Raw genomic sequence first — 14,757 nt, forward strand, 5'->3', positions numbered from 1 at the left:
TTGTAGCCCTGGGTACGCAACTTGCGCAGGATGCCCGTCAGTTCAGTGGCCGTCCAGGCGTCCTCGGTGATCGCCGTGGAGGCGTACGCGAGCCGGGCGAAGGACGGCGGCGGACTGTCCCTGCCCGGCGGACTCTCGGACGGGCCCGCGAGCGTCCTGGTCGGCTGGGTGCTGACCGCGATCGGGCTGGCGCTGGCCGGGCCCGGACTCACGTATTTCTGCGGGCGGTTGCTCCAGTCGGTCAGCCCCGGCGCGCTGCGGCTGCTGGCCGGGCGGGTGCTGATGGAGGAGGCGACCCGGATCGGACGCCCGCTGGGCGTCGTGTGCGCGGTGGCGTCCGGCGGCTTCGCGATGACGGCGCTCTACGACGCGGACGCCCCGGCATTCGGCCCGCTGACCACCCTCGGCGGGCTCCTGGTGACCGGCTGCACGGTGGCCACCCTGCTCACCGCCGCCCTGGAGGCCAAGCACGCCCGCGCCGACACCACGGCCGCGCTGCTCCGCCTCGGCGCCCCCGCGACCATGCTGCGCAGCGCCGCGGCCCTGCGCGCGGGCGCGCTGCTCGCCCTGTTCCTCCCGCTGACCCTGCTCGTGGCCGAGCTGGCGGCGCTGCCGCTGGCCGGCCGATGAGTTTTGCGCCGGACTCCGGTCTACCCACCGAATAGCACGCACGCCCGATGGGAGAGACACCGTGTACCAGCAGATGATCTTCGTGAACCTGGCCGTGAACGACGTCGACGCGTCGAGGAAGTTCTTCACCGAGCTCGGTTACTCGATCAATCCCCAGTTCAGCTCCGACGACAACACCTGCGTCGTGATCAGCGACACGATCATCGTGATGCTCCTCAACAAGAAGCGCTACAGCGACTTCACGAAGAAGGAGATCGCCGACTCGGCCAGGACCAGCGAGGTGCTGCTGTGTCTGAGCGCCGAGAGCCGCGAGAAGGTCGACGAGCTGGTGAACAAGGCGGTCTCGGCGGGCGGCACCGCCAACGACGACATCAACGACCAGGGATTCATGTACGGCCGTTCCTTCGAGGACCTCGACAACCACTCCTGGGAGGTCGTGTGGATGGACCCGGCGGCCGTCGAGAGCTGACCGGTCGGATGCCTAGCATGGGCGCGTGCAGACGAGCCCGGCCCATGCGGCCCACCACGACGAACGCGAGATCGAGACGGTCGAGGACTTCGACGCGACCGTCTCGGCCCGCGGCACTCTCGCCGGACACCGCGTCCAGGGCGTCGATCTGACGGACCGTACGCGGGAGTTGCTCACCACGGACACCGCGGGCGCCGTCTTCCTCGGCTGCCCGATGCGCGACGAGGCGGCGACGAAGATCCGCGCCGACGGCGCCCTGGTCTTCCCACCCGTCCCGCACCTCCCCTTCGACCCCTACCGCGGCCATCTCTACACGCCCGCCGAGCTGTTCGACTCGCTCGGCAAGGGGTACGAGCAGACCCCGGACGCGCTCGCGTACGCCTGGCTCCAGCGGACCAAGGCCGACGGTGACATATACGCGTCGATGCTGCGCGCCGTCCACGACGACTCGATCTCCGACGCCCTCGACGAACTCCTGCGCGGCGCACGGGTGGTGGGCGTGATGGGCGGCCACGCGATGGCGCGCGGGACGGAGGCCTACGGCGGTGCCGCGCGCCTGGGCCGTGAGCTGAGCCGCGCCGGGTTCACCGTGGCGACGGGCGGCGGACCCGGCGCGATGGAGGCGGCGAACCTGGGCGCGTACGCGGCGCCGTACGAGGACGACATGCTGGATGAGGCGTGCGAACTCCTCGCCTCCTCCCCGTCGTTCAGCCCCTCGATCACCGACTGGGCCCAGCGCGCCTTCGAGGTCCGCACCCGCTGGCCGAAGGGCAATCACTCGATCGGCATCCCGACGTGGTTCTACGGCCATGAGCCGCCGAACGCCTTCGCCTCGCACATCGCCAAGTACTTCGCCAACGCCACCCGCGAGGACGGGTTGTTGGCCCGCTCGAACGCGGGTGTGGTGTTCCTGCCGGGCGCGGCCGGGACCGTGCAGGAGATCTTCGACAACGCGACGCCGAACTACTACGAGTCGCGCGGCGAGCCCACGCCGATGGTGCTCGTGGACCGGGAGCACTGGACGGAGCGGCTGCCGACGTGGCCCCTGCTGCGTGCACTTGCCCGGGAACGGCCAATGGAGGCCCGTATCGCCCTCGTTGACCGGATCGAGGAGGCTCCGGAGGCACTGAAACGTCTCACTGATTAAAGTGCAGGTAAAGGCAACTGCTGTACACCGCATATGCATTGACACTGCTTACGCAGCACTTATAGACCAGTGAGACTCCTGGGGGTAGTGGTGCCTCACCTCATTGCCGCTCCATCTCCCCCTAAACCCCCCGCAGTTGCACATCCCGTGAAGGGCAAACGTGTCCATATCTCGACGTTCCGTACGCATCCTCGGTGTCGCGTCCGCCTCGGCCGCACTCGCGCTCGGATTCGCGGGCAACGCGCTCGCCTGCAACATCAGCGAGTTCTCCGCCGAAGCCACTTGTGACGGCACCAACGGTGTCATCACCGTCACCGACAAGGATGCCTCCGGCACCCCCGCCGTCATCACCGTGTTCCTTGAGAACAACGGTGCCGACACGAAGCAGGTCGGCAAGCCGACCGAGGTCAAGGGCTCAGCCCAAGGCGTCACCGTCAGCTTCGCCGAGGACTGGCAGCCGAACGCCACGTACCGCGTTCACGTCAAGGCCGGCAACCAGGTCGACAAGGACATCACGCCGAACCTGACCACCCCGTCCAAGGCCTGCGAGACGGAGTCGCCCAGCCCGTCCCCGTCGGAGGCTTCCCCGACGCCGTCGGCGACCCCCTCGACTCCGGCCGAGTCCGACACCCCGACCCCGTCGGCCTCGGAGAGCAGCAGCACCGCCCCCGCGACGACGACGGACAACGCGCCGTCTCCCGCGGCCGGTGACTCGAACCTCGCCGAGACCGGTGCCAACTCCAACACCGGCATGATCGCCGGCATCGCGGGCGCCCTCGTCGTCGTGGGCGGCGGAGCCGTCTACTTCGGCATGCGCCGCCGCGGTGCGAGCAACGGCAGCTGATCAACAGCCGCTGAACAACCCGCTGTTGTGGCCCGTCCGGTTCGTGGGGACGGGCCACACACATGTCCGCTAGGCGCCGAGTACGACGATCTCGGCCGCGTCGAACTCCACCCCGACCGTGCCTCCGACCTCCGGCGCCTCCCGCAGCGCGCAGGCCGCCTCCAGGCGCGGCGCGTCCTCCGGCTGGAGCTGTACGGCGACATGGGTGCCCTTGAAGGTGCGGGCGGCGACCGTACAGCGCAGACCCTCGTCGGCGGGCAACAGGCGTACGCCCGCGGGGCGTACGAGGAGCGTGTGGGTGCCCTGGGGGGCGTCCTCCGGCACCGGGAGCTTGCCCCAGGGTGTGTCGGCGGCCTCTCCGGCGACGGTCGCCTCGACCACGTTGTCGAAGCCGAGGAAACGGGCCACGAACTCGTCGGCGGGGTGCTGCCAGACCTCAAGTGGCGTACCGGACTGGGCGATCCGCCCGTCCCGCATCACCACGACCCGGTCGGCCAGCGCGAACGCCTCGCCCTGGTCGTGCGTGACCGCGAGCACGGTCGTGCCCAACGCCCCGAAGAGTTCCCGGAGTTCGACGACCAGCCGCTCCCGCAGTGACCGGTCGAGCTGGCCGAGCGGTTCGTCGAGCATGAGAAGACGGGGGCGGGGCGCGAGGGCGCGGGCGAGTGCCACCCGTTGCTGCTCACCGCCGGACAGCCCCGCGACGGCCCGGCGGGCGGCACCCGGCAGTCCGACGAGGTCGAGCAACTCGCCGACCTGGGCGTCCTGTTGTCTCTTCGACGCCCCGTGCATGCGCAGGCCGAAGGCGACGTTGCCGGCCACGTCCCGCTGCGGGAACAGTTGGTGGTCCTGGAACATCAGGCCCACGCCCCGCTTGTGCGCGGGCACTCCCGACTGGTCCCGGCCGTCGAGCAACACCCGCCCGGAGTCCAGGGGTTGGAGCCCGGCCACCGCCCGCAGCAGCGTCGACTTGCCGCTGCCGCTGGGCCCGAGCACACACACGATCTCGTGCTCCACGACCCCGAGGTCGACGGCGTCCAGCACGGGCCGCCCGCCGAACCGCACGGTCGCGCCCTCAAGGCTCAGCAGCATGTTCGGCGGCATGTCCGTCAGCGGGTTCTGCGGCGGGTTCAGTGGCGTGTTCGGTGGCATCTAGAACTCCCCCGTCCGGTCGGTGCGCAGCCGCTCCAGCACCAGCAGGGCCACCGCGCACACCACCATCAGAATCGTCGAAAGGGCCATCGCCTGGCCGTAGTTGAGATCGCCGGGCCGGGACAGCAGCCGGGCCACCGCGACCGGCAGCGTCGGGTTGTCGGGCCGCGCGATGAACACGGTCGCCCCGAACTCCCCCAGCGACACCGCGAACGCGAACCCGGCGGCGATCAGCAACGCCCGCCGTACGAGCGGCAGATCGACCTCGCGCCACACCCGCCACGGCGACGCCCCGAGCACGGCCGCCGCCTCCCGCAGCCGCCCGTCCACCGCCCGCAGCACGGGCAGCATCGTCCGTACGACGAAGGGGACGCCCACCAGCGCCTGTGCGAGCGGCACCAGGATCCATGAACTCCGCAGATCGAGCGGGGATTTGTCGAGCGAGATCAGGAACCCGAAGCCGACCGTCACCGCCGACACCCCGAGCGGCAGCATCAGCAGCGCGTCGAAGCCCCGCACCAGCCGCCCGGCATCGCGCCGGGTGAGGGCCGCGGCGGCGAGACCACCGATCACCACGGCGATGGCGGTGGCGGCGACGGCGTACTCCAGCGAGTTGCCGATCGCCGCGATCGGCGGGACCAGGAAGGTACCGCCGTCGTCGTGGGTCAGCGCCCGGTAATACCCGAAGTCCGGTGAGTCGAGCGACCGTTGGACCAGCACGGCGAGCGGCAGCAGAAGCAGCACGGCGATGGACGCGACGACTCCGGCCAGCAGGGTCCACTGGCCGGCCCCGCGCGGGCGCCGTGCGGTCACCGACGGGTCCACCAGCCGTAGGGCGCTCTCCCGTCGTCGTACCGTCCAGGAGTGGACGGCGAGGATCGCGCCCACCGCGACGAACTGGACGATCGTCAGGACAGCCGCCGTGGAGAGGTCGAAGACCTCGGAAGTCTGGCGGTAGATCTCCACTTCGAGGGTCGAGAAGGTCGGGCCGCCGAGGATCTGGACCACGCCGAAGGACGTGAAGGTGAAGAGGAAGACCATCAGCGCGGCGGCGGCCACAGCGGGCCCGAGCGCGGGCAGCGTCACCTTGCGCCAGGCCCGGAGCCGGGAGGCGCCGAGCATCCGCGCGGCCTCCTCCTGACGCGGGTCGAGCTGTGCCCAGAGGCCGCCCACCGTCCGTACGACGACCGCGTAGTTGAAGAAGACGTGCGCGAGCAGGATCGCCCAGACGGTCGTGTCGAGCCGTACGCCCCACAGGTCGTCCAGGAGTCCGCCCCGGCCGACGAGCGCGAGGAAGGCCGTACCGACGACGACCGTGGGCAGCACGAAGGGGACCGTCACGACGGCCCGCAGGACGTGCCGGCCCGGGAATTCGAAGCGCGCGAAGACATACGCGCCGGGGAGCGCGATCAGCAGCGTGAGCGCGGTGGACGCGAGCGCCTGCCAGGTGGTGAACCACAGCACGTGCCGGATGTCGGACTGCGCGAGCACGTCCCCGATGCGGCCCAACTGCCAGGCGCCGTCGGCCTTGAGGCCGCGCGCGACGATCGCGGCGACGGGGTAGGCGAAGAACACCGCGAAGAACGCGACGGGCAGGGCCATGAGCCCGAGCCGCGTCACGTTGCCCCTACGGGAGGATTTCCGCGGAGCTACTTCAGCCGCCGCTTCGGCTACTTCAGTACGAGCGAGGTCCACGACTTGACCCACTGGTCCCGGTCGGCGGCGATCTTCGCGGGCGCCATGGTCTCGGGGTTCGGGGCCTGGCGGCCGTACTTCACGAACTCCTGCGGCACCTGGGCACCTTCGATCACCGGGTAGACGAACATGTTCAGCGGCATGTCCTGCTGGAACTCCTTGGTGAGCAGGAAGTCGAGGAACGCCTTGCCGCCCTTGGTGTTCTCGGCGTTGCTGAGCAGCCCCGCGTACTCGGTCTGCCGGAAGCAGGTGCCGTACGACACCCCGGTGGGCGCGGTGGTCGGCTTCGGGTCGGCGTAGATGACCTCGGCGGGCGGCGAGGAGGCGTACGAGACGACGAGGGGCCGGTCGCCGCCCGCCTTCTTGCCGCCGGCGGAACCGGAGAACTCCTGGTCGTAGGCCTGCTCCCAGCCGTCGACGACCTTCACGCCATTGGCCTTGAGCTTCTTCCAGTAGCTCTGCCAGCCGTCGTCCCCGTACTGCGCGGCGCTGCCGAGCAGGAAGCCGAGGCCGGGCGACGAGGTGGCCGCGTTCTCGGTGACGAGGAGGTTCTTGTACTCGGGCTTGACCAGATCCGCGAAGGAGGTCGGCGGGGTCAGCTTGTGCTTGCTGAAGTACGCCTTGTCGTAGTTGACGCAGATGTCGCCGGTGTCGATGGGCGTGACCCGGTGCTTGGTCTGGTCGACGCGGTACTCGGACTTGACGAGGTCGGAGCCCTTCGCGTCGTAGGACTGGAAGAGGCCGTTGTCGAGCGCGCGGGAGAGCAGGGTGTTGTCGACGCCGAAGAAGACGTCGCCCTGGGGGTTGTCCTTGGTCAGGATCGCCTTGTTGACTGCCTGGCCGGCGTCGCCGTCCTTGAGGACCTTGACGGTGTAGCCGGACTGCTTCTCGAAGTCCTTGAGGACGCTCTTCGAGACGGCCCACGAGTCGTGGCTGACGAGGGTGACGGTCTTGGAGTCGCCGCCGCTGCCGCTGTCGGACGAGCCGCACGCGGACAGCGTGACGAGGCCGAGCCCGACGGCTGCGGCCACGAAGGTCTTGGTGTGGTGCACGGTTGTTTTCCTCCTGGGGTGTCCAGGAAGAGACGCGGCCCTGCCCACAGGATGTGGGCAGGGCGCAACAGCAAGAGTGGTGACCGAACTTCCTACCCAGAATGACCTGGGCGAGGTTCAGAGGGTCTGCGGACAATCCCGCACTCTCAGCGCTGTGGCGCTCCCCTGTCGGAATATGAAGATGTACCTACGCCGGTCAGCCTACCGCTCGGTCGCGGCGAGCTGGCCGCACGCTCCGTCGATCTCCTGGCCCCGGGTGTCCCGGACGGTGACCGGCACCCCGTGCGCCGCGATGGCCTCGACGAACGCCTTCTCGTCCTCGGGGCGGGAGGCGGTCCACTTCGAGCCCGGCGTCGGGTTCAGCGGGATCAGGTTGACGTGCACGGGCTTGCCCTTGAGCAGGCGGCCGAGGCGGTCACCGCGCCACGCCTGGTCGTTGATGTCGCGGATCAGCGCGTACTCGATGGACAGCCGGCGCCCCGACTTCGCCGCGTACTCCCAGCCGGCGTCGAGAACCTCGCGCACCTTCCACCGCGTGTTCACGGGGACCAGGGTGTCGCGCAGCTCGTCGTCGGGCGCGTGCAGCGAGATCGCGAGCCGGCACTTGAAGCCCTCGTCGGAGAACCGGTGGATCGCCGGCACCAGTCCGACGGTCGAGACGGTGATCCCGCGCTGCGAGAGCCCGAGGCCGTCCGGCTCGGGGTCGGTGAGGGCGCGGATGGACTGGACGACCCGCTTGTAGTTGGCGAGGGGTTCGCCCATGCCCATGAAGACGATGTTGGAGAGCCGCGCGGGACCACCGGGGATCTCGCCGTCCCTCAACGCCCGCATACCGTCGACGATCTGGTGCACGATCTCACCGGTCGACAGATTGCGGTCGAGGCCCGCCTGTCCGGTCGCGCAGAACGGGCAGTTCATGCCACACCCCGCCTGCGAGCTGATGCACATGGTGACCCGGTCCGGGTACCGCATCAGCACGGACTCGACGAGCGTCCCGTCGAACAGCCGCCACAGCGTCTTACGTGTGGTCTCTTGGTCGGTCGACAGATGCCGTACGACGGTCATCAGCTCAGGAAGCAGCGCCTCTTGCAGCTTGGCGCGCGAGGCGGCGGGGATGTCGGTCCACTCCGCCGGGTCGTGCGCGAACCGCGCGAAGTAGTGCTGCGAGAGCTGCTTGGCGCGAAACGGCTTCTCCCCGATCGCGGCGACGGCTTCCTTGCGCTCGACGGGCGTGAGATCGGCAAGGTGCCGCGGCGGCTTCTGGGCTCCGCGGGGGGCGACGAATGTGAGTTCTCCGGGCTTAGGCATGGCCCTACCAGTGTCGCAGACATACGAAGAGGGACTCGCCGCCCTGTGGACAACGAGCCCCTCACGCATAAACCCGCAGGTCGGGCCGTGTTTCAGCCGGACCCGACGAACAACACCAGCAGCAGCCACACCACCGGAGCGGTCGGCAGCAAGGAGTCCAGGCGGTCCATGATGCCGCCGTGGCCCGGCAGCAGCGTGCCCATGTCCTTGATGCCGAGGTCGCGCTTGATCATGGACTCGCCGAGGTCGCCCAGCGTGGCGCTGGCGGCGACCGCGAGGCCCAGGACGAGACCTTGCCACCAGCTGCCGTCGTCGATCAGGAACTGCATGCACAGCGCGCCAGCCACCATCGCGAACGACACTGCCCCGAACAGGCCCTCACGGGTCTTTCCGGGGCTGATGCGCGGGGCGAGCTTGTGCGTGCCGAAGCGCCAGCCGACGGCGTAGGCGCCCGTGTCGCTGACCACGGTCAGCAGCAGGAACGTCAGGACCCGCCAGGCGCCGTCCTCGGCGGTGAGCATCATGGCGACGAACGTGGCCAGGAACGGCACATAGAACGCCGCGAAGACGCCCGCCGTGACGTCCTTGAGGTAGCCCTCGGGCGGCTCCGTCATCCGCCATACGAGGACGGCGAGCGCCGTGAGCGCCATGGCGACCCAGGCGCCCTCGGGGCCCCGGACGTATCCGGCGACGACCATCGCCGCACCGCCGACCGCGAGGGGCACGAGGGGCGCTTTGATGCCCTTGCGCTCCTGCAGCCGCGAGGTCAGCTCCCACAGACCCACGACGACGGCGACCGCTATGACGCCGACGAACGCGGCCTTGACGACGAACAGGGACGCGATGATCACCGCGCCGAGTCCGACCCCGACCCCTATGGCCGCACCGAGGTCCCGGCCCGCGCTCTTCTTCTGCGGGGCGGGCGCCGGTGGCGGGACGTCGGGCATGGGCTCCGGATTCTGCGGCACCGCCCCGTAGGGCTGCGCCTGCGGCGTGTCAGAGGGCTGCGTCCGCGGGTCGTACGGCGGTGACTGCCGTACGTCGTACGGCGGTTGCTGCGTCTCGTCGCGGAACAAGGGGCCGCTCAGCCGAGCGGCCCCCCGGTCGTCATCCTGGTGTCCGCCGTATGCGGGCTCGTCGGGCACGATGGGCATGGGGCGAGTCTGCTGCGCCTCAGGCGCATCGTACGTGGGACCCGCCGGGGCAGCCCCCTGGACAGGCCCCTGGTCGGACGGCCCCCAGTACCCGGCTTGTGGCGGTGCTCCCCAGGAAGAGTCGTTCATCAGACCTCGAGCAGCTCCGCTTCCTTGTGCTTGAGGAGTTCGTCCACCTGGGCGACGTACTTCGCCGTGGTGTCGTCGAGCTCCTTCTCCGCACGACGGACCTCGTCCTCGCCGGACTCCTTGTCCTTGACGAGCTTGTCCAGGGCGTCCTTGGCCTTGCGGCGGACCGCGCGGATGGACACCTTGGAGTCCTCGGCCTTGGTCCGGGCGACCTTGATGTAGTCCTTGCGGCGCTCCTCGGTCAGCTCGGGGAACGTCACTCGGATGATGTTGCCGTCGTTGCTGGGATTGACGCCCAGGTCCGAGTCGCGGATCGCCTGTTCGATGTTCCGCAGTGCGGTCTTGTCGAACGGGGTCACCACGGCCATGCGCGGCTCCGGCACGGAGAACGAAGCCAGCTGGTTGATCGGCGTCAGCGCTCCGTAGTAGTCCGCCACGATCTTGTTGAACATCGCCGGGTGCGCACGGCCGGTGCGGATCGCGGCGAAGTCCTCCTTGGCGACCACGACGGCCTTCTCCATCTTCTCCTCGGCCTCGAGGAGGGTCTCTTCGATCACCACTTGCTCCTGCGTGTCTTGAGTAGGCCCGGCTGCTGTGCTGTGTCGGCGTCGGCGGCCGGCTGCGTCGCGTCTTCTTCCTGCACGGTTCCCGACCGGCAGGACATTGTCCATCCCCCGGTCAGGGTCATCAGCCCTGGCTGCCTTGGTCACCCACAAGCGTGCCGATCTTCTCACCCTTGACGGCGCGGGCGATATTGCCCTCCGCCAGAAGCTCGAAGACCAGGATCGGAAGCTTGTTGTCGCGGCACAGGGTGATGGCGGTCATGTCCGCGACCTTGAGGTCCTGGGTGATGACCTCGCCGTAGCTGAGCGAGTCGAACTTGACGGCTTCGGAGTTCGTCTTCGGATCGGAGTCGTAGACCCCGTCCACGCCGTTCTTGCCCATCAGCAGCGCCTCGGCGTTGATCTCCAAGGCGCGCTGGGCGGCGGTGGTGTCGGTGGAGAAGTAGGGCATGCCCATACCGGCGCCGAAGATGACCACGCGACCCTTCTCCAGGTGGCGCACGGCGCGCAGCGGGATGTACGGCTCCGCGACCTGGCCCATGGTGATGGCGGTCTGGACACGGCTGTCGATGCCCTCCTTCTCCAGGAAGTCCTGGAGGGCGAGGCAGTTCATCACCGTGCCGAGCATGCCCATGTAGTCGGAGCGTGCCCGGTCCATGCCGCGCTGCTGGAGTTCGGCGCCGCGGAAGAAGTTGCCGCCGCCGATGACGACGGCGACCTCCGCGCCGTCCCGGACGACGGCCGCGATCTCACGGGCGATCTTGTGCACCACGTCGGGGTCCACGCCCAGGCCACCGCCTCCGGAGAAGGCCTCTCCGGACAGCTTCAGCATGAACCGGCCGCGTACCTTGCCGTCGTCGCTCTTCTGGGGCTTGGTGGTCATGGTGTTCTCGCCTCTTCAACGTGGTCGCACATACGAAGAAGGCCACTGCCGGTGGGGTGTCGTTCGCATCCCATGCTCGGCAATGGCCTCCTCGTCAGATCTGCTGTCGTCCGCCACGCGCGCGTGCGCGACGGCGTACCGGGCCGACTGCTCACGACCCTAGCGGGATTCCGCGGGGCGTCGCGCGTCGATCGCGGTACGGACTCAGATGCCGACCTTGATGCGCGTGAAGCGCTTCAGGGTGACACCCGCCTCGTCCAGAACCTTCTGGACGGACTTCTTGGGGTCGAGCGCGTACGGCTGGCCGAGCAGCGTGGCGTCCTTGAAGAAACCGCCCACGCGACCCTCGACGATCTTGGCGATCGCGGCCTCGGGCTTGCCCTCGGCGCGGGTGACCTCCTCGGCGATGCGGCGCTCCGACTCGACGACCTCGGCCGGCACATCTTCCTTGGCCAGGTACTTCGGCGCGAAGGCGGCGATGTGCTGGGCGACACCGCGGGCGACCTCGGCGTTCGGCTTGTCCAGCTCGACGAGGACACCGATCTGCGGCGGCAGGTCGGGCATCGTGCGGTGCATGTACGCGGACACGTAGCCGTCGGTGTACTGGGCGAAGCGGTCCAGGACGATCTTCTCGCCCAGGTTCGCGTTGGCCTCGTCGACGAACGCCTGGACCGTCTTGCCGGACTCGATCTCGGAGGCGAGGAGCGCCTCGATGTCGGCCGGGGAGGTGGCGGCGACGTGCTGGGCGATCTGGTTGGCGACGGCCTGGAACTTCTCGCCCTTGGCGACGAAGTCCGTCTCGCACTTCAGCTCGACCAGGACACCGGAGGTGTTGTCGTCGGCGATGACGGAGACCACGGCGCCATTCTCGGCGGAGCGGCCCTCGCGCTTGGCGACGCCCTTCTGGCCCTTGATACGGAGCGCCTCGACGGCCTTCTCGACGTTGCCGTCGGCCTCGTCCAGCGCCTTCTTGCAGTCCATCATGCCGGCGCCGGTGAGCTCACGGAGCTTCTTGACGTCGGCGGCGGTGTAGTTCGCCATGATCTGAAAATCTCTTCTCGGAGTTCGAAGTCTCGAAGTCGGCGGCGGCCGCGTGGTGGGCGGGCTTCCGCCAAAGATCTACGGGCTACGAAGATCTAGGGGCTGTGGGTGAACGGCGGGTGGCGCGGTCCGCACCACCCGCCGTCACTTCAGTCAGCCCTTTGGCCCGGAAGGTCAGGCCGTTGGCCGGGTCAGGCCTGCTCGGCCTCGGCGGCCGGAGCGGCCTCGACCTCGGCGGCGGGGGCCTCGACGACCTCGGCAGCGGCCTCAGCGGCAACCGGAGCCTCGTCGGCCTGCTCGGCGTCGGCGACCTTCTCCGTCTCGGCGGAGGTCTGCACCTCGGCCTCGGCGGCGGGGGTCTCGTCGGCCTTCTTCTCGCCCTCGAGCAGGTCGCGCTCCCACGCGGCGAGCGGCTCACCGGCGGCCTTGTCACCCTTGGCCTCGGCGGCGACACCGGAGCGGCTGATGAGGCCCTCGGCGACGGCGTCGGCGATCACGCGGGTGAGCAGGGTGACGGAGCGGATCGCGTCGTCGTTGCCCGGGATCTTGTAGTCGACCTCGTCGGGGTCGCAGTTCGTGTCGAGGATGGCGACGACCGGAATGTTGAGCTTCCGGGCCTCACCGACCGCGATGTGCTCCTTCTTGGTGTCCACGATCCAGACGGCGCTGGGAACCTTGGACATCTCGCGGATACCACCGAGGGTCTTCTCCAGCTTGGCCTTCTCGCGCGAGAGCACGAGAAGCTCCTTCTTGGTGAGACCGGACGCGGCGACGTCCTCGAAGTCGATCTGCTCGAGCTCCTTGAGGCGCTGCAGACGCTTGTAGACGGTGGAGAAGTTGGTGAGCATGCCGCCCAGCCAGCGCTGGTTGACGTAGGGCATGCCGACGCGGGTGGCCTGCTCGGCGATGGCCTCCTGCGCCTGCTTCTTCGTACCGACGAACATGACCGTGCCGCCGTGGGCGACGGTCTCCTTGACGAACTCGTAGGCGCGGTCGATGTACGACAGCGACTGGAGCAGGTCGATGATGTAGATGCCGTTGCGCTCCGTGAAGATGAAGCGCTTCATCTTCGGGTTCCAACGACGGGTCTGGTGACCGAAGTGGACGCCGCTTTCCAGCAGCTCCCGCATCGTGACGACGGCCATGGCCGTTCTCCTTGATTTACTCGGTTGTGCCGCGAGCACCGGACGGCACTCGCGCCTGACGCCCACGTGCGCGTGCCCAGAGGACCGAGGAGCGCTGACATCGGTTTTCGTCTTTCGACGGAGGACCAGATGCCGGGGCGTGCGAAGTCGACCCGGTGACCCGGATCGCCAAAGGAAGTGTACGGGACCCGCGAGGTACCGGGTGACGCCGTTGTCCACAACCCCACACCGGTCCACAGGTCCCGGCCATGATCGGCACGGGTACGGCACGGTTTGTGCCATGCGAACGCGACGACATGACCTTCCTGTGCGCGCAGCCCTGGCGTTACTACTGGGCCTGTTGCTGACCTTCTCGACCTGCACGGCCCGGGCGAACGACAGCCCACCACCCGTACCCGTAGTCCAGGCCCCCTCAGTACCGGCCATCGCCCGCACCTGGCCCGTCGGCTCCCACCCCTTGGTCCTACGAGGCTGGGAACCCCCGGCGACGGTCTACGGCCGGGGCCACCGGGGCGTGGACTTGGCGACCCCGGCCGGCGCTCCGGTACGAGCGGTAGCGGCGGGCCGGGTGTCCTTCGCGGGCCGGGTGGCGGGAAGAGGGGTGGTCGCGGTCGAACTGACCGGCACGGACTTACGCACGACGTACGAGCCAGTGACCGCGACCGTGAAGAAGGGCGACGAGGTGAAGCCGGGCGAGGTGGTGGGAACCGTGGAACTCACGGGCTCCCACTGTGCAACGTCGTGCGTGCACTGGGGCTTGCTGAGAGGGGAGGTGTATCTGAACCCGCTGGAGCTACTGCCCCCACGGCTGCTGAGCAGGGGCCCATCCCGCTTGCTACCGGTCCTGACAACGCCCTTCTTTTAGGGGCGCGGGAACTGCGCGACCAGCCCCCACCGGGCCCGCAGCCGAAACTCATCCCAGAACCCCCCGCAAAGCCATACTCACCGCAGCCTCAGTAATCACCGAGGGATCCTCCGCGGCCCCCAGCTCAATCCGCCGCACAGCCGCATCAACAACCCCTTGCAACAACATCGCCGCCAGCCGAGGCTCCCCATGCCCCATCTCCCCGAGCGCAGAGACGATCATCGCCACCAACCCCCCATGCGCGGCACGGATCTTCTCCCGAGCCCCCGCATCGAGTTCGCTCGCGGAGATGGCGACGACAGCCCGGTGCCGCCGATCCCCAACCAGGGCAAGCTGCTGCCGCACATACGCCTCGACCTTGCCCTCCGCCGAGTCAGCACGCTGCATCGCCGCCGACACATCCGCCGCCCACACGGGAAAGTCGACCTCGCACAGCTCCTCGACGACAGCCGCCCGCGACCGGAAGTACTCGTACACGGACGACCGCGCGAGCCCCGTCCGCTCGGCCAGGGCCGGGAAGGTCAGCGCCTCCGTCCCACCCTCGGACAGCAGGGAACGAGCCGCGTCCAGCAGGGCGGCTCGCTGCATCGACCGGTGCTCGGCCACGGAGGCCGCTCGAATCCTTGGCACGTCAACCACTCTACGGACGGCGCACCCCGCGCGGGAGTGACCCAGGCCAT

General features: G+C 69.0%; 14 protein-coding genes and 1 pseudogene. 5 read left to right on the top strand and 10 right to left on the bottom strand.

Annotated elements, in window-relative coordinates; translation table 11 throughout:
- Window positions 1-69: 69 nt before the first annotated feature.
- From ACNFOC_RS07145 to ACNFOC_RS07160, 4 genes and pseudogenes are all read left to right on the top strand, one after another.
- Window positions 70-630: pseudogene (locus tag ACNFOC_RS07145) on the top strand (hypothetical protein); the annotation flags it as partial.
- A gap of 61 nt (window positions 631-691) precedes the next feature.
- Window positions 692-1,099 carry a VOC family protein gene (locus ACNFOC_RS07150; RefSeq protein ID WP_416957790.1) on the top strand — a complete coding sequence of 136 codons (408 nt, stop codon included), beginning with the start codon at window positions 692-694 and terminating at the stop codon, window positions 1,097-1,099.
- 25 nt (window positions 1,100-1,124) lie between these two features.
- Window positions 1,125-2,246 (top strand): LOG family protein, encoded by a 1,122-nt coding sequence (locus tag ACNFOC_RS07155; RefSeq protein WP_416957792.1) that lies wholly within the window; start codon window positions 1,125-1,127, stop codon window positions 2,244-2,246.
- Window positions 2,247-2,406: 160 nt separating this feature from the next.
- Window positions 2,407-3,090, top strand: coding sequence for an LAETG motif-containing sortase-dependent surface protein (locus tag ACNFOC_RS07160; protein ID WP_416957794.1), 684 nt, complete (start codon window positions 2,407-2,409; stop codon window positions 3,088-3,090).
- Window positions 3,091-3,159: 69 nt separating this feature from the next.
- Here the strand turns inward: ACNFOC_RS07160 and ACNFOC_RS07165 are convergent, their stop codons facing one another.
- From ACNFOC_RS07165 to rpsB, 9 genes are all read right to left on the bottom strand, one after another.
- Window positions 3,160-4,194 (bottom strand): ABC transporter ATP-binding protein, encoded by a 1,035-nt coding sequence (locus ACNFOC_RS07165; RefSeq protein ID WP_416957891.1) that lies wholly within the window; start codon window positions 4,192-4,194, stop codon window positions 3,160-3,162.
- A 48-nt stretch (window positions 4,195-4,242) separates the two neighbouring features.
- Window positions 4,243-5,844, bottom strand: a complete 1,602-nt coding sequence (locus ACNFOC_RS07170) for an ABC transporter permease (RefSeq protein WP_416957893.1) — start codon at window positions 5,842-5,844, stop codon at window positions 4,243-4,245.
- Between the two features lie 68 nt (window positions 5,845-5,912).
- Window positions 5,913-6,989, bottom strand: coding sequence for a thiamine ABC transporter substrate-binding protein (locus tag ACNFOC_RS07175; RefSeq protein WP_416957796.1), 1,077 nt, complete (start codon window positions 6,987-6,989; stop codon window positions 5,913-5,915).
- Window positions 6,990-7,190: 201 nt separating this feature from the next.
- Window positions 7,191-8,297: a dual-specificity RNA methyltransferase RlmN gene (rlmN, locus tag ACNFOC_RS07180; protein ID WP_416957798.1), complete on the bottom strand. Its 1,107-nt coding sequence runs from the start codon at window positions 8,295-8,297 to the stop codon at window positions 7,191-7,193.
- A 92-nt stretch (window positions 8,298-8,389) separates the two neighbouring features.
- Window positions 8,390-9,580 (bottom strand): phosphatidate cytidylyltransferase, encoded by a 1,191-nt coding sequence (locus tag ACNFOC_RS07185; RefSeq protein ID WP_416957800.1) that lies wholly within the window; start codon window positions 9,578-9,580, stop codon window positions 8,390-8,392.
- Window positions 9,580-10,137, bottom strand: a complete 558-nt coding sequence (frr, locus tag ACNFOC_RS07190) for a ribosome recycling factor (protein WP_019058716.1) — start codon at window positions 10,135-10,137, stop codon at window positions 9,580-9,582. Before frr ends, ACNFOC_RS07185 begins: the two co-directional genes overlap by 1 nt.
- A 130-nt stretch (window positions 10,138-10,267) precedes the next feature.
- Window positions 10,268-11,026: a UMP kinase gene (pyrH, locus tag ACNFOC_RS07195; RefSeq protein ID WP_033282640.1), complete on the bottom strand. Its 759-nt coding sequence runs from the start codon at window positions 11,024-11,026 to the stop codon at window positions 10,268-10,270.
- A gap of 204 nt (window positions 11,027-11,230) precedes the next feature.
- Complete coding sequence (gene tsf, locus ACNFOC_RS07200; protein WP_416957803.1) at window positions 11,231-12,067, bottom strand: translation elongation factor Ts; 837 nt, start codon at window positions 12,065-12,067, stop codon at window positions 11,231-11,233.
- 191 nt (window positions 12,068-12,258) lie between these two features.
- Window positions 12,259-13,212 (bottom strand): 30S ribosomal protein S2, encoded by a 954-nt coding sequence (rpsB, locus tag ACNFOC_RS07205; RefSeq protein WP_416957805.1) that lies wholly within the window; start codon window positions 13,210-13,212, stop codon window positions 12,259-12,261.
- A gap of 280 nt (window positions 13,213-13,492) precedes the next feature.
- On the opposite strand from rpsB, the gene ACNFOC_RS07210 reads away from it, so the two are divergent.
- Window positions 13,493-14,077 carry a murein hydrolase activator EnvC family protein gene (locus ACNFOC_RS07210; protein ID WP_416957808.1) on the top strand — a complete coding sequence of 195 codons (585 nt, stop codon included), beginning with the start codon at window positions 13,493-13,495 and terminating at the stop codon, window positions 14,075-14,077.
- A gap of 48 nt (window positions 14,078-14,125) precedes the next feature.
- Here ACNFOC_RS07210 and ACNFOC_RS07215 read toward each other — a convergent pair whose 3' ends face one another.
- Window positions 14,126-14,683, bottom strand: a complete 558-nt coding sequence (locus ACNFOC_RS07215) for a TetR/AcrR family transcriptional regulator (protein ID WP_416957810.1) — start codon at window positions 14,681-14,683, stop codon at window positions 14,126-14,128.
- Window positions 14,684-14,757: the final 74 nt, after the last annotated feature.

The organism is Streptomyces colwelliae (assembly GCF_048158785.1).
Lineage (GTDB): Bacteria > Actinomycetota > Actinomycetes > Streptomycetales > Streptomycetaceae > Streptomyces.

Coding starts and splice junctions, on each gene's coding strand:
- ACNFOC_RS07165 (WP_416957891.1), bottom strand. CDS start 4,194: ATGCCGCCGAACATGCTGCTGAGCCTTGAGGGCGCGACCGTGCGGTTC.
- ACNFOC_RS07170 (WP_416957893.1), bottom strand. CDS start 5,844: ATGGCCCTGCCCGTCGCGTTCTTCGCGGTGTTCTTCGCCTACCCCGTC.
- rlmN (WP_416957798.1), bottom strand. CDS start 8,297: ATGCCTAAGCCCGGAGAACTCACATTCGTCGCCCCCCGCGGAGCCCAG.
- ACNFOC_RS07185 (WP_416957800.1), bottom strand. CDS start 9,580: ATGAACGACTCTTCCTGGGGAGCACCGCCACAAGCCGGGTACTGGGGG.
- pyrH (WP_033282640.1), bottom strand. CDS start 11,026: ATGACCACCAAGCCCCAGAAGAGCGACGACGGCAAGGTACGCGGCCGG.
- tsf (WP_416957803.1), bottom strand. CDS start 12,067: ATGGCGAACTACACCGCCGCCGACGTCAAGAAGCTCCGTGAGCTCACC.
- rpsB (WP_416957805.1), bottom strand. CDS start 13,212: ATGGCCGTCGTCACGATGCGGGAGCTGCTGGAAAGCGGCGTCCACTTC.
- ACNFOC_RS07210 (WP_416957808.1), top strand. CDS start 13,493: ATGCGAACGCGACGACATGACCTTCCTGTGCGCGCAGCCCTGGCGTTA.